The organism is Curtobacterium sp. NPDC087080 (assembly GCF_044745105.1).
Classification (GTDB): Bacteria; Actinomycetota; Actinomycetes; order Actinomycetales; family Microbacteriaceae; genus Curtobacterium.
On sequence record NZ_JBIUZP010000002.1, the window covers coordinates 517022 to 537957 of the forward strand.

Annotated in this window: 20 protein-coding genes; 18 read left to right on the forward strand and 2 right to left on the reverse strand. The window is 67.5% G+C overall.

The window, feature by feature from the left end; all coding sequences use genetic code 11:
• Nucleotides 1-4 precede the first annotated feature (4 nt).
• The 5 genes from ACIPEQ_RS06630 (at nucleotide 5) to ACIPEQ_RS06650 (ending at nucleotide 4773) form a co-directional block, all read left to right on the forward strand.
• Entirely contained in the window at nucleotides 5-1063 is a 1059-nt protein-coding gene (locus tag ACIPEQ_RS06630) for a Gfo/Idh/MocA family protein (protein WP_402714565.1), read from the forward strand.
• Nucleotides 1063-1932: a sugar phosphate isomerase/epimerase family protein gene (locus tag ACIPEQ_RS06635; RefSeq protein ID WP_402714566.1), complete on the forward strand. Its 870-nt coding sequence runs from the start codon at nucleotides 1063-1065 to the stop codon at nucleotides 1930-1932. The genes ACIPEQ_RS06630 and ACIPEQ_RS06635 overlap by 1 nt, the downstream gene beginning before the upstream one ends.
• Entirely contained in the window at nucleotides 1929-3041 is a 1113-nt protein-coding gene (locus tag ACIPEQ_RS06640) for a transaldolase family protein (RefSeq protein WP_402714567.1), read from the forward strand. The genes ACIPEQ_RS06635 and ACIPEQ_RS06640 overlap by 4 nt, the downstream gene beginning before the upstream one ends.
• Before the next feature lie 5 nt (nucleotides 3042-3046).
• Nucleotides 3047-4240, forward strand: coding sequence for a Gfo/Idh/MocA family protein (locus tag ACIPEQ_RS06645; RefSeq protein ID WP_402714568.1), 1194 nt, complete (start codon nucleotides 3047-3049; stop codon nucleotides 4238-4240).
• 125 nt (nucleotides 4241-4365) lie between these two features.
• The gene (locus ACIPEQ_RS06650; RefSeq protein WP_402714569.1) at nucleotides 4366-4773 is read left to right on the forward strand and encodes a tautomerase family protein; all 408 of its coding nucleotides are present in this window, start codon (nucleotides 4366-4368) and stop codon (nucleotides 4771-4773) included.
• A gap of 17 nt (nucleotides 4774-4790) precedes the next feature.
• Here the strand turns inward: ACIPEQ_RS06650 and ACIPEQ_RS06655 are convergent, their stop codons facing one another.
• Both ACIPEQ_RS06655 and ACIPEQ_RS06660 read right to left on the reverse strand, forming a co-directional pair.
• Complete coding sequence (locus ACIPEQ_RS06655; RefSeq protein ID WP_209677641.1) at nucleotides 4791-5549, reverse strand: GntR family transcriptional regulator; 759 nt, start codon at nucleotides 5547-5549, stop codon at nucleotides 4791-4793.
• A 96-nt stretch (nucleotides 5550-5645) separates the two neighbouring features.
• Entirely contained in the window at nucleotides 5646-6311 is a 666-nt protein-coding gene (locus ACIPEQ_RS06660) for an exonuclease domain-containing protein (RefSeq protein WP_402714570.1), read from the reverse strand.
• 50 nt (nucleotides 6312-6361) lie between these two features.
• Between ACIPEQ_RS06660 and ACIPEQ_RS06665 the strand changes: the two genes are divergently transcribed.
• The 13 genes from ACIPEQ_RS06665 to ACIPEQ_RS06725 all read left to right on the forward strand — a co-directional run bounded on the left by ACIPEQ_RS06665 (nucleotide 6362) and on the right by ACIPEQ_RS06725 (nucleotide 20923).
• Entirely contained in the window at nucleotides 6362-6901 is a 540-nt protein-coding gene (locus ACIPEQ_RS06665) for a hypothetical protein (protein ID WP_402714571.1), read from the forward strand.
• A 25-nt stretch (nucleotides 6902-6926) separates the two neighbouring features.
• Nucleotides 6927-7127, forward strand: a complete 201-nt coding sequence (locus ACIPEQ_RS06670; RefSeq protein ID WP_402714572.1) for a hypothetical protein — start codon at nucleotides 6927-6929, stop codon at nucleotides 7125-7127.
• 61 nt (nucleotides 7128-7188) lie between these two features.
• On the forward strand, nucleotides 7189-8280 hold the full coding sequence (gene ychF, locus ACIPEQ_RS06675) for a redox-regulated ATPase YchF (RefSeq protein WP_402714573.1): 1092 nt from the start codon (nucleotides 7189-7191) through the stop codon (nucleotides 8278-8280).
• Nucleotides 8281-8292: 12 nt separating this feature from the next.
• Nucleotides 8293-10131, forward strand: coding sequence for a DUF262 domain-containing protein (locus ACIPEQ_RS06680; protein WP_402714574.1), 1839 nt, complete (start codon nucleotides 8293-8295; stop codon nucleotides 10129-10131).
• A gap of 44 nt (nucleotides 10132-10175) precedes the next feature.
• Nucleotides 10176-12143, forward strand: a complete 1968-nt coding sequence (locus ACIPEQ_RS06685) for a DNA methyltransferase (RefSeq protein ID WP_402714575.1) — start codon at nucleotides 10176-10178, stop codon at nucleotides 12141-12143.
• Between the two features lie 3 nt (nucleotides 12144-12146).
• Nucleotides 12147-15122 carry a type III restriction-modification system endonuclease gene (locus tag ACIPEQ_RS06690; RefSeq protein ID WP_402714576.1) on the forward strand — a complete coding sequence of 992 codons (2976 nt, stop codon included), beginning with the start codon at nucleotides 12147-12149 and terminating at the stop codon, nucleotides 15120-15122.
• 250 nt (nucleotides 15123-15372) lie between these two features.
• A complete protein-coding gene (locus ACIPEQ_RS06695) occupies nucleotides 15373-15696 on the forward strand; it encodes a hypothetical protein (protein ID WP_209823184.1) in 324 nt (107 codons plus the stop codon).
• A complete protein-coding gene (locus ACIPEQ_RS06700; protein WP_402714577.1) occupies nucleotides 15693-16490 on the forward strand; it encodes a hypothetical protein in 798 nt (265 codons plus the stop codon). The genes ACIPEQ_RS06695 and ACIPEQ_RS06700 overlap by 4 nt, the downstream gene beginning before the upstream one ends.
• On the forward strand, nucleotides 16483-17628 hold the full coding sequence (locus tag ACIPEQ_RS06705) for a hypothetical protein (RefSeq protein WP_402714578.1): 1146 nt from the start codon (nucleotides 16483-16485) through the stop codon (nucleotides 17626-17628). The genes ACIPEQ_RS06700 and ACIPEQ_RS06705 overlap by 8 nt, the downstream gene beginning before the upstream one ends.
• Nucleotides 17625-17873, forward strand: coding sequence for a hypothetical protein (locus ACIPEQ_RS06710; RefSeq protein ID WP_402714579.1), 249 nt, complete (start codon nucleotides 17625-17627; stop codon nucleotides 17871-17873). Before ACIPEQ_RS06705 ends, ACIPEQ_RS06710 begins: the two co-directional genes overlap by 4 nt.
• On the forward strand, nucleotides 17845-18543 hold the full coding sequence (locus ACIPEQ_RS06715; RefSeq protein ID WP_402714580.1) for a plasmid mobilization protein: 699 nt from the start codon (nucleotides 17845-17847) through the stop codon (nucleotides 18541-18543). Before ACIPEQ_RS06710 ends, ACIPEQ_RS06715 begins: the two co-directional genes overlap by 29 nt.
• The gene (locus ACIPEQ_RS06720; protein WP_402714581.1) at nucleotides 18540-19805 is read left to right on the forward strand and encodes a hypothetical protein; all 1266 of its coding nucleotides are present in this window, start codon (nucleotides 18540-18542) and stop codon (nucleotides 19803-19805) included. Before ACIPEQ_RS06715 ends, ACIPEQ_RS06720 begins: the two co-directional genes overlap by 4 nt.
• A 35-nt stretch (nucleotides 19806-19840) precedes the next feature.
• Nucleotides 19841-20923, forward strand: coding sequence for a hypothetical protein (locus tag ACIPEQ_RS06725; RefSeq protein ID WP_402714582.1), 1083 nt, complete (start codon nucleotides 19841-19843; stop codon nucleotides 20921-20923).
• Nucleotides 20924-20936: the final 13 nt, after the last annotated feature.

Sequence of the window (20936 nt, forward strand, 5' to 3'; positions counted from 1 at the left end):
CACCATGACCACCAACCAGAACCTCCGCGTCGCCGTCGTCGGCGCCGGCATGATGGGCGCTGACCACGTCCGGCGCATCACCGCGAAGATCTCCAACGCCGACGTCGTCGCCGTCGTCGAGCCGGACGAGGCCCGCGCGCAGGCCGCCGCAGCGCTGGCCCCCGGCGCGATCACCGCGGCGTCCTTCGAGGAGGCCCTCGACGCCACCGAGATCGACGGCGTCATCATCGCGACGCCGGGCTTCCTGCACGAGCCGATCCTCGTGACCGCGCTCGAGCGAGGTCTGACGGTCCTGTGCGAGAAGCCCCTGACGACGAGCGCGGAGGACTCGCTGCGCATCGTCGAGCTCGAGCAGCAGCACGCCGATCGCCCGATGATCCAGGTCGGCTTCATGCGTCGCTTCGACGCCGGGTACCAGGAGCTCAAGGCGCTGCGCCAGTCCGGCGCCCACGGTGCGCTGCTCGCCCTGCACCACGCGCACCGCAACCCGACGACCCCGCCGAACTTCAGCGAGTCGATGCTCATCCACGACTCGGTGATCCACGAGATCGACATCATCCCGTTCCTGACCGGCGAGCCGATCGTCGCGGTCGAGGTGAAGAAGCCGCGGAAGAACTCACTCGCGCCGGCCGACCTGCCCGAGCCGCAGTTCGTGCTGTTCACGACCGAGTCGGGGACCATGGCGATCGTCGAGATCAACGTCAACGCCCAGTTCGGCTACCAGGTCACGACGGACGCCGTGTTCGAGTCCGGCGTCGCGTACATCGGGCGGGACACCTCGGCGACGGTCGTCGCGGCGGGAGCCACCGGTCAGGGCGTCACGCCGTCCTTCAAGGAGCGTTTCGGCGCCGCCTACGACGAAGAGGTCCAGCGCTGGGTCGACGCCGCCCGCACCGGTGGCATCGACGGTCCGAGTGCCTGGGACGGGTACACCGCGTCGGTGGTGGCCGAGGTCGCCGTCCGGGCGCAGCAGTCCGGCGCGCTCGAGACGGTGGAGTACGCGGTCGCGAAGCCCGCGTTCTACGACACGACCGCCGCCGCGGACGTGCTCGCGGGGGCCTGATGCCGAAGATCGCCCTCGACCCCACGCCGTTCCACCACGACCTGTCCCTGCTCGAGTTCCCGCAGAAGGTCGCCGACCTCGGCTACGAGTACCTCCAGCTGACCCCGCACCAGGACTTCATCCCGTTCTACCGGCACCCCAAGGCCGACGACGACCTCGTCGACGCGTTCGCCGCGGCGTGCTCGGACGCGGGTGTCCAGGTGGCGAGCGTGCTGCCGGTGCTGCGCTGGTCCGGCCCCGACCGTGACGCCCGCGAGGCGGCGGTCACGAAGTGGAAGCGCGTGATCGAGATCACGAAGCGACTGGGCGTCGACACGATCAACACCGAGTTCTCCGGCCGTCCGGAACGGGCGGAGGAGTCCGAGGACGCGTTCTACCGCTCGATGGAGGAACTCCTGCCGATCATCGAGGACGCCGGCCTGCGCGTCCTCATCGACCCGCACCCGGACGACTTCGTCGAGGACGGGCTCGAGGCGCTGCGGGTGATCCGCGGACTGAACTCGAAGCACGTCGGCTTCGTGTACGTCGCCTGCCACACGTTCCACTACGGCGGGAACATGGACGAGATCATCGACGCGGCAGCGGACTCGTTGCAGCTCGTGCACGTCGCCGACGCCTTCGACCACACCCGGTCGCACGGCCTGCGTTACATCTCGAACCCGCCGGGCAACACCGCACGGGTGCACCAGCACCTGCCGGTCGGCCAGGCCGACGTCGACTTCGACGCGTTCTGGGCCGGGCTCGCCCGCATCGGGTTCACCGACCGCGACGACACCGTCGCCGTGTCCAGCGTCTTCGCCGAGGACGAGAACGCGGACGCCGTGTCGCGCTTCCAGCTCGACGCCATCCGGAAGGGACTCGACCGATGACCACGACCCTGCAGACCCCGCCCCACGCCGAGGCCGACACCCGCCCCGTCACGCTGCAGGCGGCGACGCAGACGCCGACCGCGCTCTGGAACGACTCCGCCGACCCGCGCGAGCTGGCGACCGCCATCCACGAGTACGGGGCCGTCGGGGCGACCTGCAACCCGGTCATCGCGTACACGTGCATCCAGCAGGACCCGGGGACGTGGGAGCCCCGGATCCGGCAGATCGCCGCCGAGTACCCGTCCGCTGGGGAGTCCTGGATCGGGTGGAAGGCCGTCGAGGAGCTCTCGATCGCCGCCGCCGCCCAGTTGCTGCCCGCGTTCGAGGCCTCCGGTGGCCGCAACGGCCGGCTCAGCATGCAGACCGACCCACGGTTCCACCGTGACCGCGACGCCCTCGTCGAGCAGGCAGTCCGTTTCTCGCAGCTCGCGCCGAACATCATCGTGAAGATCCCCGCCACCAAGGTCGGCATCGCCGCCATCGAGGAGGCCGCGTACCGCGGTGTCTCGATCAACGCGACGGTGTCCTTCACGGTCCCGCAGGTCGTGGCGGTCGGTGAGGCCATCGAGCGCGCACTCGATCGCCGGGCCGCCGACGGTCTGCCGGAGCAGGAGTTCGGGCACGTCGTCACCCTCATGGCCGGACGGTTCGACGACTGGCTCAAGACCGTCGTCAAGCGCGACCACGTGATGATCGACCCCGGGTACCTGGAGTGGGCGGGCGTCGCCGCGGTGAAGCACGCGTACCGGGTCTTCCGCGAGCGCGGGTTCCGGTCGCGGGTGCTCGTCGCCGCCTTCCGCAACGCGCTGCAGTGGTCGGAGTTCCAGGGCGGTGACCTCGTCGTCTCGCCCCCGTTCCAGTGGTCGAAGGACATCAACGACAACGCCTGGCCGTTCCGCCCGGACGCCATCGACGACGAGGTCCCGGCGCACGTCCTCGACGCCCTCCGCGCAGCAACGCCGGAGTTCGCCCGCGGGTACGACGTCGACGGCATGACGATCGACGAGTTCGACCGGTTCGGTGCGACGGTCACCACGTTGCGGCAGTTCCTGGACGCCGACGCGAAGCTCGACGCCCTGGTCCGCGACATCATCGTCCCGGCGGTCTGACGGCGATGGACACCCTCGGCGTCGGTCTCGTCTCGGTCGGGTGGATGGGACGACTGCACTCCCGCGCCTACCGAGCCCTGCCCGACCACTTCCCGGAGCTCGGCGCCCGCCCGCGGCTGGTGGTCGCCGCCGACCCCGTGCCCGAGGCCCGCGACCAGGCCGTCGGTCGCCTCGGGTACGAGCGCGCGGTCGCCGACTTCCACGAGGTCCTCGCCGACCCCGCGGTCGACGTCGTCTCGATCTGCTCGCCGAACTTCCTGCACCGGGAGATGGCGGTGGCGGCTGCTGCCGCCGGCAAGCCGTTCTGGATCGAGAAGCCGATGGGTCGGTACGCCAGCGACTCCCGTGCGATCCACGAAGCGGTCGAGCGAGCGGGACTCGTCACGAGCGTCGGTTTCAACTACCGGCACGCTCCGGCGATCCAGCGCGCCCGCGAGCTCGTCCGGAGCGGTCGGCTCGGTCGCATCACGAACGTGCGCGGATCGCTCCTCGCCGACTACTCGTCCGACCCGGACGCCCCGCTCACCTGGCGCTTCGAGCGTGAGCGGGCGGGGTCGGGTGTCCTCGGTGACCTGCTGTCCCACGGCCTGGACCTCGCGCAGTACCTCGTGGGCAGGATCACCAGCGTGACGGCGCTCGCCGAGACCTTCATCGACACCCGGCCCAGGCCCGGGACGGGGATCGTGGACCGTTCGGCAGCCGCGACGGGCGAGCACGGCGCCGTCGAGAACGAGGACTACGCTGCCCTCCTGTTCCGCTTCGCGGGCGGCGCGGTCGGCACCATGGACTCGAGCCGCGTGATGCGTGGCCCGCACGCCGAGTACACGCTCGAGGTCTACGGCACGCAGGGCTCGGTCCGGTGGGACTTCCAGCGCCTGAACGAGCTGCAGGTCGCGCTCGACGGGCAGGAGGTCGACGGGTACGTCACGCACCTCGTCGCGCCGGGCGACGGCCACTTCGCGCGCTTCCAGCCCGGTGCCGGCACGGCGATGGGGTACGACGACCTCAAGACGATCGAGGCGGCACAGTTCGTCGCGAGCGTGCTGCGCGGCGAGCAGCTCGCGCCCTCGGTCGCCGACGGGCTGGCGGCTGCGTCGATCGTGGAGGCGGCGGAGGCGTCGCTCGCCGACGGCGCGTGGCACGACGTGGCGCGGGTGGACGGACGACTGACGTCGGAAGCGGCGGCACCGGTGCTGTAGACACGCCTGGAGATGGACGGGAGGCGCGGTGCAGGCTGGCACCGCGCCTCCCGTCCGTCATGGGGAGACTTCCGGACGGGTGCTTGTTAGTATGTAAGGACAAACGTCCCGAACCAGGAGGCATCATGCCGCTCGTCCGTATCGACCTCGCCACCGGCCGCACCCCGGAGGAGGTCCGTGCGATCGCCGACGCGATCCACACCGCCATCGTGGCCGAGTACGGCATCCCGGAGCGCGACCGCTTCCAGGTGATCACCGAACACCCCGCGCAGCAGATCATCGCCGAGGACGCCGGTCTCGGCTTCGAGCGCACCGAGGGGGTCGTCGTCATCCAGGTCTTCACGCAGCGCGGGCGCAGCGACGAGGCGAAGCAGGGCCTCTACCGTGCGGTCCACGATCGCCTGGCCGAGGTCGGCGTCGCGAGCGAGGACGTCTTCATCGGGTACGTCGAGAACGGCCCGCAGGACTGGTCCTTCGGTTTCGGTCGCGCCCAGTACCTGACCGGCGATCTCGGCGTGCCGTCCGCGAGCTGAGGCAGCGGGTCCGTCGCCTACTTGTCGACGAGGGTGACCTCGAACGAGTAGCGGTCCGGGCGGTAGCAGTGCACGCCGTACTCCACCGCCCGGCCCGATGCGTCGTACGCGGTGCGGGTCATGGTCAGCACGGGGTCGCCGTCCTCGATCTCGAGCAACGAGGCCTCGTCGTCGGTGACCGCCCGCGCCCCGATCCGCTGCTTCGCGACGCGCATCGTGACTCCTCGGCCGCGGAGCAGCTGGTAGAGCCCGTGCGCCTGCAGGTCGTCGTCGGTGATGTCGGCGAACTCGGGCGGCAGGAAGTTCTCGAGGATCGCCATCGGCACGTCCTCGGCGAAGCGGACCCGGCGGATGTGTGCCACGGTCGTGCCCGGCGCGATGCCGAGTGCCTCGGCCACGACGTCGCTCGCGGGCACGTCGTCGCGCGCGAGCAGCTTCGTCGCCGGAGCCTGCGCACCCTGTGCCAGGTCGTCGTACAGGCTCGTCAGTTCGACCTTGCGCGTCACCGGCCCGTGCACGACCTGCGTGCCGATGCCGCGACGGCGGACGAGGAGGCCCTTGTCGACGAGGTCCTGGATGGCACGACGGATCGTCGGACGCGACAGCCCGAGTCGCTCGCCGAGGGCGATCTCGTTCTCGAGCCGGGCACCGGGCGGCATCGCTCCGGAGCGGATCGCCTCCTCGATGCGCGAGGCGACCTGGAAGTACAGCGGCATCGGTCCGGACCGGTCGAGGTCCATGAACAGGTCGGACGGCAGCTGGCCTTCGTTGGTCATCGCGGTCCTTCGGGGGAGAGGGCACCGGCGACGGCACCGTACGGCAATGTCGTGACAATACCACCGGCGTTCCGCCGCCCCGGCGATCGGGCGGCGTCAGTCGGCGAAGATCATCGGGCGGTTCGACAGCCGAGGCTGGGCCGCCGCGCGGGGCTGCTCGGTCCGCGGACGCACCGGCGCGATGTGCACCCGGGTCGCCGCACCGAGTGCCTCGACCGTGTCGCAGCCGTGCTGGCCCGCAGCGTGCACGACGATCGCGGCGCAGGCCTCGGCGTCGGCAGCAGCGTCGTGGTGCTGGAAGCCCTCGTGGCCGGCCGCGCGAGCCGCCATCGGCAGGCGGTACGAGTCGAGCGTGTAGGTCTTCCGCGCCACCTGCAGGGAGCACAGTGAGTGGTGCTCGGCGAGCTCGGTGCCCGTCGCCGAGCACCCGCCGGCGATCACGCCCATGTCGAAGCGGGCGTTGTGCGCGACCAGGACGTCCCCCTCTGCGAACGCCACGATGTCGCGGTACTGCTCGGCCCAGCCCTTGGCCCCGACGACGTCCGTCGCGACGATGCCGTGGATGCGGGTGTTCCACTCGAGGAAGGCGTCGTGCCCCACCGGCGGCCTGATGAACCAGGACGCCCGCTCGACCACGCGGCCGCCGCGGACCTTGACGAGTCCGACGGAGCAGGCGCTCGCGGGGGAGCTGTTCGCGGTCTCGAAGTCGATCGCGGTGAAGTTCAACGGCACGCCCTCGATGGTCGCACGGGGTTCCGACATCACCCGCACGCGGCCCCGGCGTTGCGGCCCGGCGCGGTAGCGTCCGAAGCGTGACCGGACCGACCTCCCCGCCGCTCGTCCTCGTCCTGCCCGGTGCCGGCTACGGACAGCAGGCGCCCCTGCTCTGGTGGACCCGCGCGATCGCCGAGCAGCGCGGCGTCGAGGTCGTCGCGCCGACGTGGACGGTCGACGCCGCAGCGAAGGACGACCCGGTCGCCTTCGTCGAGCACCAGGTGGCAGGCGCGCTCGACGGCCGCCGCCCGGACCTCGTCGTCGCGAAGTCGTTCGGGTGCTTCGCCCTGCCGCGGGCGGTCCGGGACGGCGTCGACGGTGTGTGGCTCACGCCGGTCCTGACGCACTCGGCCGTGGTCGGAGCGCTCGCCGCGGCGGGCCCCGGATCGCTCGCGGTCGGCGGGTCCGCCGACCCGATGTGGCTACCGACCGCGGTCGCGACGACCCGTGCCGGGCTGCACACGGTCGACGGAGCCGACCACGCGCTCGAGGTGCGCGGCGACTGGCGGCGTTCCCAGCGCCTCCAGGCCGACGTGCTCGCCCTGGTCGAGGAGCGCATCGGGACGCTGGTGTCCTGATCCGCCGCGACGTACAGTCGGGCGCATGGGGGAGTCGAGGGACCTGGACGAGCTGCTGGCGCACGCGCACCGCGTCGATGCGCAGCCGCACACGGTCCGCCGAGGGGTGGGTCTTGGTGTGACGCTGCTCGCCACCGGTGGGCTGGTCGCCTGCATCGTGCTCGGGATCGCGCAAGGCCTGCTGCTCACGTTCGTGAGCTTGCTGTCCGGCATCTGGCCGTCCTGACGACATCGGCCTGGAGGCGCGGGTCGGCTCCGGCAGGTCGCCGCCGGTAGGCTGTCCTCCCGTGGCTCTCACCATCGGAATCGTCGGTCTCCCGAACGTCGGCAAGTCGACCCTGTTCAACGCCCTGACCAAGAACCAGGTCCTCGCCGCGAACTACCCGTTCGCGACGATCGAACCGAACGTCGGCGTGGTGAACCTGCCCGACCCGCGGCTCGACCAGCTCGCGACGCTCTTCAGCTCCGAGAAGACCGTCCCGGCACCCGTCTCGTTCGTCGACATCGCCGGCATCGTCAAGGGCGCGAGCGAGGGCGAGGGTCTCGGCAACAAGTTCCTCGCGAACATCCGCGAGGCCGACGCCATCGCGCAGGTCGTCCGCGGCTTCGCCGACGACGACGTCGTGCACGTGGCGAACAAGGTCTCGCCGAAGGACGACCTCGAGGTCATCAACACCGAGCTCATCCTCGCCGACCTCGAGACCATCGAGAAGGCCCTGCCCCGGTACGAGAAGACCGTGAAGCTCAAGCAGGCCGAGCCGATCGTGCTCGAGACCGCGAACGAGGCCAAGGCCGCGCTCGAGCAGGGCACGCTGCTGTCCGCGACCTCGATCGACCTCGGGCCGATCCGCGAGCTCGGGCTGCTGTCCGCCAAGCCCTTCATCTTCGTGTTCAACGTCGACGAAGCCGTGCTCACCGACGAGTCGCGCAAGGCCGAGCTCTCCGCGCTGGTCGCTCCCGCCCAGGCCGTGTTCCTCGACGCGAAGATCGAGTCCGAGCTCATCGACCTCGACCCCGAGGACGCCGCCGAGCTCCTCGAGTCGACCGGGCAGACCGAGTCGGGCCTCGACCAGCTCGCCCGCATCGGGTTCGACACCCTCGGGCTGCAGACCTACCTCACCGCGGGGCCGAAGGAAGCGCGGGCGTGGACGATCGGCAAGGGGTGGAAGGCTCCCCAGGCCGCCGGCGTCATCCACACCGACTTCGAGAAGGGCTTCATCAAGGCCGAGGTCATCTCGTTCGAGGACCTCATGGCGGCGGGCTCGATCGCCGAGGCGCGTGCGCACGGCAAGGCCCGCATCGAGGGCAAGGACTACGTCATGCAGGACGGCGACGTGGTGGAGTTCCGAATCGGATCAACATCTTCTGGATCGAAGTGAGGGTGCAGGAAGATGATCAAGTCAGCGAACCAGTATCCGGTGCATACGCTCTTCAGTCATGAGGGCAACGTGCTCTACAAGATCCCGCCGTACCAGCGTGAGTACTCGTGGCACAAAGCTCAGTGGGAGGACCTCTTCGAGGACTTGATCGACGCTGACGGGGCGCACTTCCTAGGCACCATCATCACGCTCGACCAGACCACTGACGCGCTCGAAGGCAGCATCCTTCAGGTGGTCGATGGTCAACAACGGCTCACGACGCTCACGCTCCTCCTGGCCGCTGTGTACTCAGTGCTCAAGGAGCACATGGATAGCCTCGACGATGACACCCGGACCGACGTCACCAATCTCGGGCGTCAGCTGGTGCGTAAGAGTGACGGACAGCCGAGGGTCACGCCCCAAAAGCAGGGCCTGAACCTTTTCGACTACCTCAAGGTTCTCGAGGAGGCCGGGCTGCCCGTCGAAGGCGAGTGGAAGCCGTACTACCCAAGTCGACGGATCGCGAAGTGCTATCAGTACTTCCGCTCTGCAATTCTCAAGCTCGCCGACACTGAGGACATAGCTGAGACCGAGGCCGCGCTTCGAGTTCACGAGGCAGCCTTGAAAGCGGTCATCGTGAAGATCGAGGTGGTGAGTCATTCAGACGCCTTCGTTCTCTTCGAGTCGCTGAATAACCGTGGCATGCCGCTTTCGCCGGTGGATTTGATCAAGAATCACCTGCTCGCCGAGTCGGAGAAAAAGAAGATCATGAACGTCGATCAGGCGTTCAAACACTGGAACGACATGCTGACGAGCCTGGGGGACAATTACTCCACTCAGGAGCGTTTTCTCCGGCACTACTACAACGCATTCAAGTCAGAGCTACCCGATGTGCCCAACGCCTCTGTCGCCACCAAGTCGAATCTCATTCGGATTTACGAGGACCTTCTCGAGCGGGACTTGAAAAAGGTGGCGGATGCTCTCGTCACCGCGAGCAAGATCTACGGTCGCATCAACTGTGTTGTCGAGCTTGACCGACCGACGTCGCTCGACAGGGCCTTCCAACGGCTCCTGCGAGTTCAGGGTGCCCCGTCCTACGTCCTCTTGATGTGGTTGATGGCGAAGCAGGACGAACTTGAGCTCAATGAAGCCGATATTGAAGCAATTGCCGATCTCCTCACGAGCTTTTTTGTGCGTCGCAACTTGACTGGCTATCCGCCAACATATGCGCTGACGAAGCTTTTCATGACGGCTATTAATGCAATTGACGCGCGCCGCGGTGAGGATATCTTTGGGATCGTCGCCGAGAAGCTGACCGCGGTGTCGGCGTCGGACGACGAGTTTCGGGCACGGCTCTTGGGTCGCATTTATGACGACAGCACTGATGTTGCAAGGTTTGCCTTGACGATACTTGCCGAAGACGAGATGACCAAGGAGACGGCAGTCGATCTCTGGCGTCAGGAGAAGAATCACTTCGTTTGGACTATCGAGCACATCCTCCCACAAGGTGAAAACCTGCCGAGGGCGTGGGTTGATATGCTCGGGGGCGAGGAAGTGGCTGCCGAAGTGCAGGAGGAACACAAGCACCGGCTTGGCAACCTCACGATCACCGCTTATAACAGCAACCTCGGAAACAAGTCGTTTGTGGAGAAGCGCGACCGACTCGACTCCAAAGGTCGACCGATCGGTTACCGCAACGGGCTGTCGCTGAATGCTGAGTTGGTGACGCTTGATTCTTGGACGAGTGACGACATTGAGCGCCGCACGCAGGAGCTGGCATCACGGGTGATGTCACGGTTCCCGCTTCCCGGGCCGGTTGACGGCGACCTGGTGGAGTTCCGTAGCGGACTCACCTCTGGTGGGAAGAAGTAGGCTGCTCCAGGTCCGCCTACGCCCAACTCATACGAAAGACGAAGATGATCAGGGACGCTCACGAGGCCAACGCGACGACCAAGCCGACTGACTTCGAGGTGGCGCGGCTCCAAGCTGCACTGCCCGAGTATTTCGACAAGGACGGCAGTTTCAGGCTCGACCGCCTGCAGGAAGCTCTGAGCTCGGCCGACGTGTCTGTGTCCCGCGAGGGCTTCGAGCTGAAGTTCTTGGGGAAGTCGTACGCGAAGTACCTGACCTCGACGCGCACTGAGACTGTCGTGGTTCCCGACCTTGAGCACAACGCTGAGCCGGCGAACGCGAACTCCGAGAACCTCTACATCGTCGGGGACAACCTCGACGCGCTCAAGCATCTCACCGGGTCGTACGCGGGCACGATCAAATGCATCTATATCGATCCGCCGTACAACACGGGCAAGGACGGCTTCGTCTACAACGATGACTTCGGCTATTCGGCCGACGACCTCGTGCGCAAGATCGGTCTCGACGAAGACGAAGCTCGTCGCGTCATCGGCCTCCATGGGAAGTCTTCGCACTCCGCCTGGCTCACCTTCATGTACCCGCGCCTCGAGCTCGCGCAGGAGCTGCTCGCAGACGATGGTGTCATCTTCATCAGCGTCGACGACAACGAGATGGCCAACGCCCGGGCGCTCTGCGACGAAGTCTTCGGTGAGGGCAACTGGCTTGGCACGCTCGTGTGGAAGAACGCGACGGACAACAACCCGTCGCAGATCGCGATCGAGCATGAGTACGTGCTCGTCTATGCGAAGTCGCGTGACTTCACTGCGCCCGTATGGAAATCAGATGTGTCCGCGATCAAGGACCTGTTGGTTTCGGTCGGTGCGGAGCTGGCGGATGCACACGCCGACGAGACAGATATGCAGGCCGCATACACGTCGTGGTTCCGCGCGAACAAGTGGCAGCTCGGTCCGCTGGACCGCTATAAGTACATCGATGCCGGCGGCGTTTACACAGGTAGTCAGAGCGTCCACAACCCGGGCCGAGAAGGCTACCGGTACGACATCCTGCATCCCGTTACGGGACAGCCCTGCAAGGAGCCTCTGTTCGGATACCGATTCCCAGAAGCATCGATGAAGCAGCTGATCGAGGACGGAAAGATCCTCTTCGGCGAGGATGAGAGCAAGATCGTCGAGATCAAGGTCTACGCCCGCGACTTTGCAGACAAGCTCAACAGCGTGATCACGCTCGACGGGCGGACTGGGGCAACCGAGACCGCAAACCTTCTCGAGGACAAGGTCTTCACAAACCCCAAGCCGAGTCAACTCCTCACCCAGCTTCTGGGCTTTGTTTTGAAGCCGGGCGATACCGTGTTGGACTTCTTTTCCGGATCGGCGACTACCGCCGACGCGGTCATGCAGCTGAATGCTCGTGACGGAGGTGACCGCCGGTACATCATGGTTCAGCTTCCCGAGGTGATCGAGCCCGGAAAGCCCGGCTACGCGCAGGGGTACCGGACTATCGACCAGATCGGACGGGCGAGGATCACCAAGGCTGCGGAGAAGCTTCGTAACGCTTCCGGTGAGCAGTTCGACTATGGTTTCCGTCTCTTCCGCCTGAACGAGCCGAGCGCTCGTACGTTGGATGAGCTCCAGTCGTTCGACCCGAACGAGGACGGCGCGCTTCTGTCCGGCGACTTCGTATCGAAGTTCGCAACGGACGGCACTCCCGGCGAGCAGGTCGCTCTCGCGACGTGGATGGTCGAGGACGGCTTCGGTCTTACCGCTGACGTCGAGAGCGTCCGGCTCGATGAGTACGAGCTCCAGGTCTGCGATGACACCGGATACGTCGTCGAGGTGGGGCTTTCGAGCGAGGACGTGGTGGCGCTCGTGTCCAAGATCGAGACGGGCGCCCTCGACCTGAAGCGTCTCGTCGTCTTCGGCTACTCCGTGACGTTCTCGGTGCTGCACGAGCTGAAGCAGAACCTCAAGTCGCTCCGTTCCGGCCAGACGGCATCTGTGATCGAGCGGTACTGACCGATGCAGATCCGACTCCAAACGCTCGAGCACCAGCAGCGCGCTCTGCGCGCGCTGACGCACGTCTTCAAGGACGTCGACCTCGACGGCAGCTCGCCGCTCGAGGCGAACCTGACGTTCGATCCCGCAGATCCGCAGATCGGCGAGAACATCGAGGCGATCCAGTCCGGTGTGCTGGACGGTATCGAGGCGATCCCTCGCCAGTGGCGGGGTCGCGTGAACGACGGCGTGCTCGGTATCGACGCCAAGATGGAGACGGGAACCGGCAAGACGCTGGTCTACACACAGCTCATGTATGAGCTCAACCAGCGGTACGGCTTCACGAAGTTCATCGTCCTCGTGCCGTCGACCCCGATCAAGGAAGGCGCGAAGGCGTTCATCCAGTCGGGCTACGCGCGCAAGTACTTCAGCGACTCGTACGGCTCGCAGCGGGACCTGCAGCTGTTCACCCTTGACCCGCAGAAGCGGTCCAAGGGGCGGAAGATGTTCCCGAACTCCATCGCCAGCTTCGCGCACGCGTCGCGATTGACTCGTGGGCGCATCTCCGCTCTCCTGATGACCGACGGCATGCTCCTGTCGCAGAAGACGATGCGCGCCGAATACGACCAGACCGTGCTCGGCGTGACTAGCGTCCCCTACGAAGCTCTGCGCGAGACCCGCCCAATCGTCATCATCGATGAGCCCCATCGCTTCCGGCGTGACAACAAGGCGTACCAGACGCTCATCGACGAGATCCAGCCGCTGGCGGTCTTCCGCTTCGGCGCGACGTTCCCTGAACTCGGCAAGACCGGCAGGACCGACTACAACAACCTCGTGTTCAACCTCGGTGCCGTTGAGTCGTTCAACGAGCAGTTGGTCAAGGGCGTCCAGGTCCAGTACCCGCAGGACAGCAGCAGCGCGACGACGCGGCTGAAGCTCGTGAGCCTCTCCGCGAGCAAGCCCAAGCAGGCCACTTTCCAGAACGTGGGGACCGGCAAGCCGCTCACGTTCGACCTGGGGGAGTCGCTCGGCATCGCCGACGGCGCGTTCGCCGGCATCACGGTCGACGGCATCGGCAAGACCGACAATCCGAGGATCACATCTGGCGTCACGCTGTCCAACGGCCAAGCGTTGGCAAAGGGTGACATTATCTCGGCTCGGGTCTACTCCGACACGTACCAGGGCGTGATGATGAAGCAGGCGCTCGACAACCACTTCGAGACCGAGTGGGACAACTTCCGGCGCTCGTCGAAGGTCAAGACGCTCACGCTGTTCTTCATCGACTCGATCGAGTCATATCGGGGGAGTGACGGCTCGAAGGGGCATCTCCGGCAGCGCTTTGAAGAACTCCTCGAAGCACGTCTTACGGCCGAGATCGAGAAGCGCCAGGGCGACTCGTCGCCGGTAGCGAAGGAGTACGTGGCGTTCCTACAGGCATCGCTCGCCGACGTCGAGGCGACGAACGCCGGCTACTTCGCAGCAGACAACTCGACGGCGGACGAAGACATCCAGCGTGAAGTCGACGACATCCTCCGGAACAAGGAGTTGATGCTCTCGTTTCAGAACCCGAACGGCGCGCCCAACACGCGTCGATTCCTCTTCTCGAAGTGGACGCTGCGCGAGGGTTGGGACAACCCGAACGTGTTCCAGATCGTCAAGCTCCGCTCGTCGGGATCTGAGATCTCGAAGCTGCAGGAGGTCGGCCGCGGTCTCCGCCTGCCCGTGGATGCGAAGGGAACTCGTCTCGCGGGGGAGCAGTTCTACCTCACGTACCTCATCGACTACACCGAGGAGGCGTTCGCCAAATCGCTGGTCAAGGAGATCACGTCCGACGCCGCGACGAGCTCGGTGAAGGTGAAGGATCTGCTCGCCAAGGTTGCAGACAGCCTCGGCAAGACGGAGACCGAGTTCTTCTTCGAGCTCGTGCAGCAAGGGCTCCTCGACCTGGAGATGAACGTCGTGCCGGGGCGCGAGCAGGATCTGTTCGCCGCGTACCCGGGCTTCAACCCCAACGGTCTGAAGCCGGACAAGATCCTGACGGGCGACCGGAAGGTGAAGGTCGGCATCCGTGCCGAGCGGTACTCTGAGCTCAAGGACCTGTGGGAGGCGCTCAACGCTAAGTACTACCTTCGCCTCGACGATCTCGCCCCCGAGGAGATCGACAAGTGCATCGACGACGTGCTCGGCACGGGGATCTACCGGCAGGAGTTCGGCCGATTCGCTCAGGACATCCTCGTGCGTATGGACGATGGGACGTCGCTTGAAGTGCGGTCGGGGACGAAGGACCGCTTCGACGCGACCGAGACGGTGCCGTATGGCCTCTGGCTGAGGCGGGTCCACGAGCAGACGGCCCTGCCCATCGATCGCGTTCACGCAGGGCTCGTCCGTCTCCACTCGAAGGAGCGAGTGCTGAAGGACTTCTTCAACAAGGCGACGCTGCACGAGTTCGTCGCCGAGTTCTCGCAGTGGATGGAGCGAAACTACCTCGAGCGCTTCTCGTACTCGAAGATCGACGGTGTCGTGCTCGGCACCGAACTCACCGATGCCGATGGCGCTCCGCTGGAGAGCATCACGCAGGGAAACGTCGGCGTGTTCCGAGACGAACACGCCATCGTGCCGGACAAGTTCCTGTACGACGCGTTCGTGTACGACTCGCCTAAAGAACGCGAGACGATCCGCGACTCCACGCTCGGCGAGGTCGCCGTCTTCGGCAAGATCCCGCGCCGCTCGATCAAGGTCCCGCTCTACTTCGGCGGCACCACGAGCCCGGACTTCATGTACGTGCTGAAGCGCCCGGACGGGAAGCTGTCCCTCAACTTCATCATCGAGACAAAGGACGTCAAGAATCGCTCCGACCTCCGCGAGAGCGAGAAGCTCAGGATGACGGCCGCGCGGCGCTTCTTCGAGTCGATGAGCAAGGACGGCATCGAGGTGACGTTCCGGGACCAGGTGCATCGCGACGACATCGCATCGTTGATCCAGCAAGTCATTGCCGGCTGACGCGCCGCGGGCGCGCCCTGGACTTCCGTCACGGCAGCGCCGGGTTGCCCGCAGGGTGAAGTACACGGTCGCAATCGATTGCGCGCGGTTGTGCTAGCCTCTTCGTCAGTCAATAAGCCCCGCCCTCACCGGCGAACCGGGATGAGGCTGGCGTGAGGCCCTGGGTCCTATGACACCCTGGCTCCTGAGGATGGGAGCAGCTCTGAGCAACGCCACAGAGTGAAACTTCGATTTCGAAGGGTCACTCGTAGTGTCTCGTTGCTCCCCAGGCGTCATCACGCCCGCCCGTCTCTCGATCCCGGCTGCGGCTGCTCGCCAGCAGGTCGCGCCCATCACCGTCCAGCGTCGCATCCGCGCGGGCGTCCTCCCTGCCGTACTTGTCGGCAAGCGATACGAAGTTGAGGTCGCGGACCTCGACCGCGTGTTCGCGCCGCGCCCGGTGGTGGCGGCGCGCAAGAGCGACGCGCTTCTCGCCGAGCTTGAGCGTGCCGCTGAGCGTGTCGCCGCCGAGGCGCCCCCACTGACTGAAGCGGCGCGTGAGCGTCTCCGTGACCTGCTCGGCGGTGTTCTGTGACCGCCGTAGCCCGCCTCGAGCCGGTCGATGACCGCCCGCAGGGCGGCCTCCAGGAAAGCCACGAAAAAACGCGGAAAGTCGGTGATCGCCTCTCAGAGGACGTCGCCGAGCGCCCTCTGACCGCCGAAAACCCGCATGAAATCAACGCATGCGAGGGCGGGGGACTCCTTGGGTCCCCCGCCCCCACGTCACCGAGTTCGGTCACCGAGAATCGAAACGCGGTGGTGCAGAACTCGGTGAGCGGCTATCTCGAGGTGGTCTCGACGCCCGACGAGATCGCCGCCGCGGCGGCGTTCTTCGCGGACGCGAAGGCAGCCGAGACGACGGGACAGCGCCAGCGCGCGAACCGGCAGCACGGCTCAGTCTTCGGCCTCATGCAGTACCGCCAGAACGCTCGCACGGGGCAGGTCATGCTCACCCAGGAGACCATCGATACCGGCCTGGAGCGGCTGCGGGATCTCGATGTCCTCGACCTGTACGCCGACGTCTGGCAGTCCCGCGACACCTACAACAGCAAGGGCGCGGCCGAGCGCACCGCCAAGGGTTGGGGCACCGTCAACCCGGGCGACCGGGTGCCGTTGCACTGGCACTGCGCGATCCTGCTCAAGCGGGGGTGCGATCTGACGATCCGACAGGTCTCGGACGCCTTCGAGATCCCTTCGGCCCGCATTCGCCTGCCGCGCGAAGCGCTCGGCGATGACGCGCCGAAGGGCCGCGGCGCGGCGCGCCGCGCGTTCCTCGACCTCTGCGCGTACCTCACCCACGAGCTTGTCGCGGGGGATCACAGTGTCTGAGGCCAAGCGGACGCCGAAGTTCGATGACGGCGAGGTCCGGGTCCGCTATGACGACTCGGAGGTGCGCGCCAACTTCGACCTGCGCGCGGCGCTCGAAGAGCACTTCGCCGCGCGCACGCGCAGCGGAGGCGGCGGGGGCGGCGGGCTCGCGGAGCGTAAGCGCAAGCTTCGCCGTCTTGTCCGTCTGGACGGGGTGACTCTGGACGAGGCGCGAGAGCTCGATTTCGACGCCTGGGCCGATGACCTTCCGCGCCTGCGCGCGATGCGCGATGACTACCTCGCAGACCCGGCGCACAGGCCCCCGATCGGCTCGGTCTTCACCAAGGGTGTCGTGATGATCTGCGCGGCGTCGGGGCATGGAAAGGGTGTGCTCGCCGATGAGACCGCGGCGCAGATCGTCACGCTGGCGCTGCTCGGTGGCGGTCGCCCGTGGTCGATCGCGATGCCCGCCGGGCGCAATGCAGTTGAGGACGTCAAGGGTGCCGAGATCGTCGTCCACGACGATGCGCGCTTCTGGCTCCTGCCCACGCACGACGAGTTCCTTCGGTGGCTCGACCCCAACCGCACGACGGCGGCGGCGACGCGCAACACCAACACCCCGGCGCCCGCGCCGCGGGCGATCCTGCTCACGACTTCGAACACGCTCGAAGAGTTCGCGATGACCGTGTTCACGAGGAAGCCGTCCGGCGACCTTGCGCAGAACGCGCGCTTCGAGCGCGGCTCGGTCGTGATCGACGAGCTTCTGCGGCGGATCGGGTGGCACGTCGAGATCCGCACACCCGAGTGGGTGCTAGAGCAGGAGGGTCGCATCGCGAAGCCGGACTTCCTGGCACTGCTGCGGGCCGAGATGGTCGTCTCGATCCATCGGATGGTCGTGGTGCCGGAACAGCGGCAGCGCGTCTACGCCCGCGACGGGTTGCTCCTGGGCGAGGCCTCGACGACCCGCAGGCCGCAGCTGATCGCAATGCTCCGAGGCGTCGAACCTGCCGCCCGCTTCCTCGCGATCTCCCTACTCAGCGAGTGCTCGCCCGACGTCTGGGCCGGGATCCCGGCCGACGAGGCACAGGCGCTCGGCGTCGAGCACCAGGCGATCCGCATCGACGGTCTCCAGCGCGCGGCCGAGGCGGTGGCCGCATGAGCGCCCTCGACGCCGAGATTGTCGCCGCGCAAGTCGCGGCCCGCAAGCGCCTCGCCCGCCTGCGCGAGAAGCAGCGCCGTGACCGCGCCCGGGTCGATGCCCGTGTCCTCACGATCCTCCGCGGCAAGCTCCGCCCGGCTGATCTCGCCGCGGTCGAGGCCGAGGCGCGGGCGCAGCTCGACGCCGAGGCTGCCGAGCGCTCGCGCCGCGCTCGCGATGCCCGACAGCGGCGGGCTGACTCGTGATGCTCGCGCAGCGCAGCATCGCGCACACCGTGGGTGCTCCCGTGCGACAGCACGGGAGCCCCGCGGTGTGCTTCGGCGTCGCAGCAACAGCGGCGCTCGACGTGCTCGCGCACGCGAGCACGAGGGGGTCGAGGGGGTGCCCCCTCGCAAGTGCACCGCGAGAACCGGCGCGCCAGCGCCGGGGGTCGCGCTGCCTGCTTGCGTACAGACTCCCGACCATTCCCCGCTGCTTCGCCCCGACAGCAGAGGACATCTCGTGACTCGCGCTGATCAGCAGCACCGTCCGCCCGCGCGCTCCTCCAGCGTCAAGGCCCGCGTGACCTCCGACGAAGCTCGCGCCATCGAGCAGGCCGCCGCGCTTCACGGTCTCCCCGTCGCCACCTTCGTTCGCGCCGCGGTTCTCGATGCCGCAGCGCCCGATGGAAGGCTGCGGCAGGCCGCGCAGCGGCACTTGCCCCCGCCTCCACCCATGCCGGTGCTCGACGCCGCCGACCGTGCGCGCCTCGCCGACCTCCGGGCCGCTATCGGCCGGACGGGCGGCCTCGCCAACTCGCTCGTGCGCCTCGCGCACCGCGGGGAGATCCGGGACGCATCCCTGGGCGTGGCCGTCCGCGACCTCGCCGCCACCTGCCGTCAGCTCGTCGCCCTGCTCGGCGGGAGCACGCGGTGATCTGCACAGTGGCGCCGGTCTACGATCTCGACGCTCGCGCCCTCTACCTCGCGCTCGGCGCTCCGGGCTCAGAGAAGCGACGCGGCCACGAAGAGGCGGGAACCGACCGGCTCGGCGCGGGGACGCTGATCGACGCTCCGTCGCTGTCGGCGTTCGTGGCCGAGGCTGAGCGGCTCACCGCGGGGCGCCGCGTGAAGGCGCAGGGCATCGTCATCTCGGCACCGACTTCGGAGCTTGACGCGACCAACGAGGACGATCAGCGCCTCATCGCGGCGATCACCGTCGAGGCGCTCCGCCGCGCCTACCCGGGTGCGCTCATCGCCGTGATCCCCCACGGGGATGGGGGCGCCGCCCACGCGCACGCTCTCGTCGTGAACGATCTCGCGGGCCGCGCCATTCGCGAGAACCGCACGCACTGGGCGCTGTCGAAGATCGTCGACGAGGTGACCCGCGAGCACGGGCTCTCCGTGATCGATGATCCGCAGCCGAAGATCGCCCCGCCGGAATGGGCCGCCCGGCGCGACGAGGTGCCGAGCTTCGATCGGCTGCTCGGCGACACCGTGGCCGACGTGCTCGGCGACGAGACCATCACGAGCTGGGCCGCGCTCCGGTTCGCGCTCGAAGAGCATGGCGTCACGGTCGAGCCGAAGTTGGTGCCGAACCGCGCGACGGGCGAGATCGTCACGGGCCTGACCTTCAAGATGCTCGACACGACGGGCGAAGGCAAGCCTCGCATCCGCCGCCGCAAGGCGTCATCGCTCGGCGCCGAGTTCACGCACGCTGCGATCGTGCAGCGCCTCGCAGGCCGTGTCGCTGAGCTGACGATCCCGCAGGCCGCGCAGCACGTCGCTGTTGTTCCCGGCCGCACCCGAGGGGATCTCGTCGGCGTCCTGACCGGCGTGCTGGCCTCCGGGCTGTTCGCGGTGCCGGGCCTGCCCGGCTACGCGCGCGCCGCGCTGAAGGTCGGCGTGACGGTGGCTCGCGCTCACCAGCGGACGGGCTTCTCGTATGCCTGGGCCGACTCCCCGCAGGCCCGTTGGCACGAGACCGAGCTGCCCGTCGAGCTGTCCGAGGATCACGTGCGCGCCCAGCTCGCCGAGGCCGAGATCATCCGCCAGCAGATCGAGGAGATCGAGGCCGAGGCTGCGAGCCCTCGCCGCCGTCGCCGCGCGGCGCTCCCAGACCTTCCTCCCGCCGCCCAGCGGCACGCCGAGGCGCAGCGCCTCTACCGCGAACGCGGCGCCCGCGCTCTCGGCGACTGACCAGCAAGACCCCAACAAGAAAGGCCCGACACCTCATGACGACAGCCGCACATCCTCTCGCGCTCCGCGCGCACGAGCTCTCCGCCACGGCCGCCCGCCGTCATCTCGCGCTGCTCGCCGCGCTGCCCGTCCCGTTCGCGGAGACACGTGCACGCGTCACGCGCGCGAGCTGCCACACGCTCACGGATCAGTTCGGCCCTGAGCGGGCTGTGCTCCGCGCTCCCAGGACCGCGCTCCCGGGCGTCGATCTCGTCCAGCTCCACGCGGTGACGACGCATCTCACCACGTATCTCGGCCGCACGCTCGCCGAGGTCATCGAGGCCGAGGAGGAGGAGTGGGAGCGTCGCCTGACCAGGGCCGGAGCCCTGCGTGTGGGCGCCATGCGCCGCCTGCTCGACGCCGAGCGTCTGCGGGCGGCGACGGTCGAGCACGTGGCCGAGTCGCTCGCGATCTTCGAGGTGCTCCCGGTGCGCCCGGCCGACTTCGACGTGATGCTTACCGAGGTCGCTCACGCCTCCGGCTTCGCCCCGGTGAACGGCGGATACCGTCTCCTTGACGGTGTGCGCCCGGTCGGTCCCCTCATCACGGATGGGGATCTCGGCGTCGGGCGCTCCCGGGCCGAGCTGGAGGTCTCAGCCGCCGATGCCGCCGACGAGTTCGCCGAGGTGTGGGAGCTGATCCTCGCGCTCCTGTGGTCGAGCAGCGGCAGCGACAGCATCGACTCGCTGCTCGATGACGCGAGTGCCCTCGGCGTCGAACTGGATGATTTCGGCCCGGCTACCGCCGACGACATCGATCTGGACGACCCCGACGAGGTGCTGCGGTTCGACTTCCGGAGGGCTGCACACCTGCACGCACAGGTCGCCCCTGCCCGTGAGGCGGCACGACAGCTCGCCAGGGGGGAGCGTGAGCGGGCCGCCGAGCGTGAGCGTCGTCAGCAGCGTTGGGCTGAGCATCAGGCTAAGCAGGCGCGCGAGCGCGAGATCCGGCGCCGCATCAGTAAGGCCGAGATCCGCGATCTGCGATTCGACCGCGACGCCACGCCCAACCACGACAACAGCGACGGCGACAAGCCCGGACCTAAGAGCGACAAGGGCGACGACGGCTGGTCCTTGTAGCTGCGCACCTGAT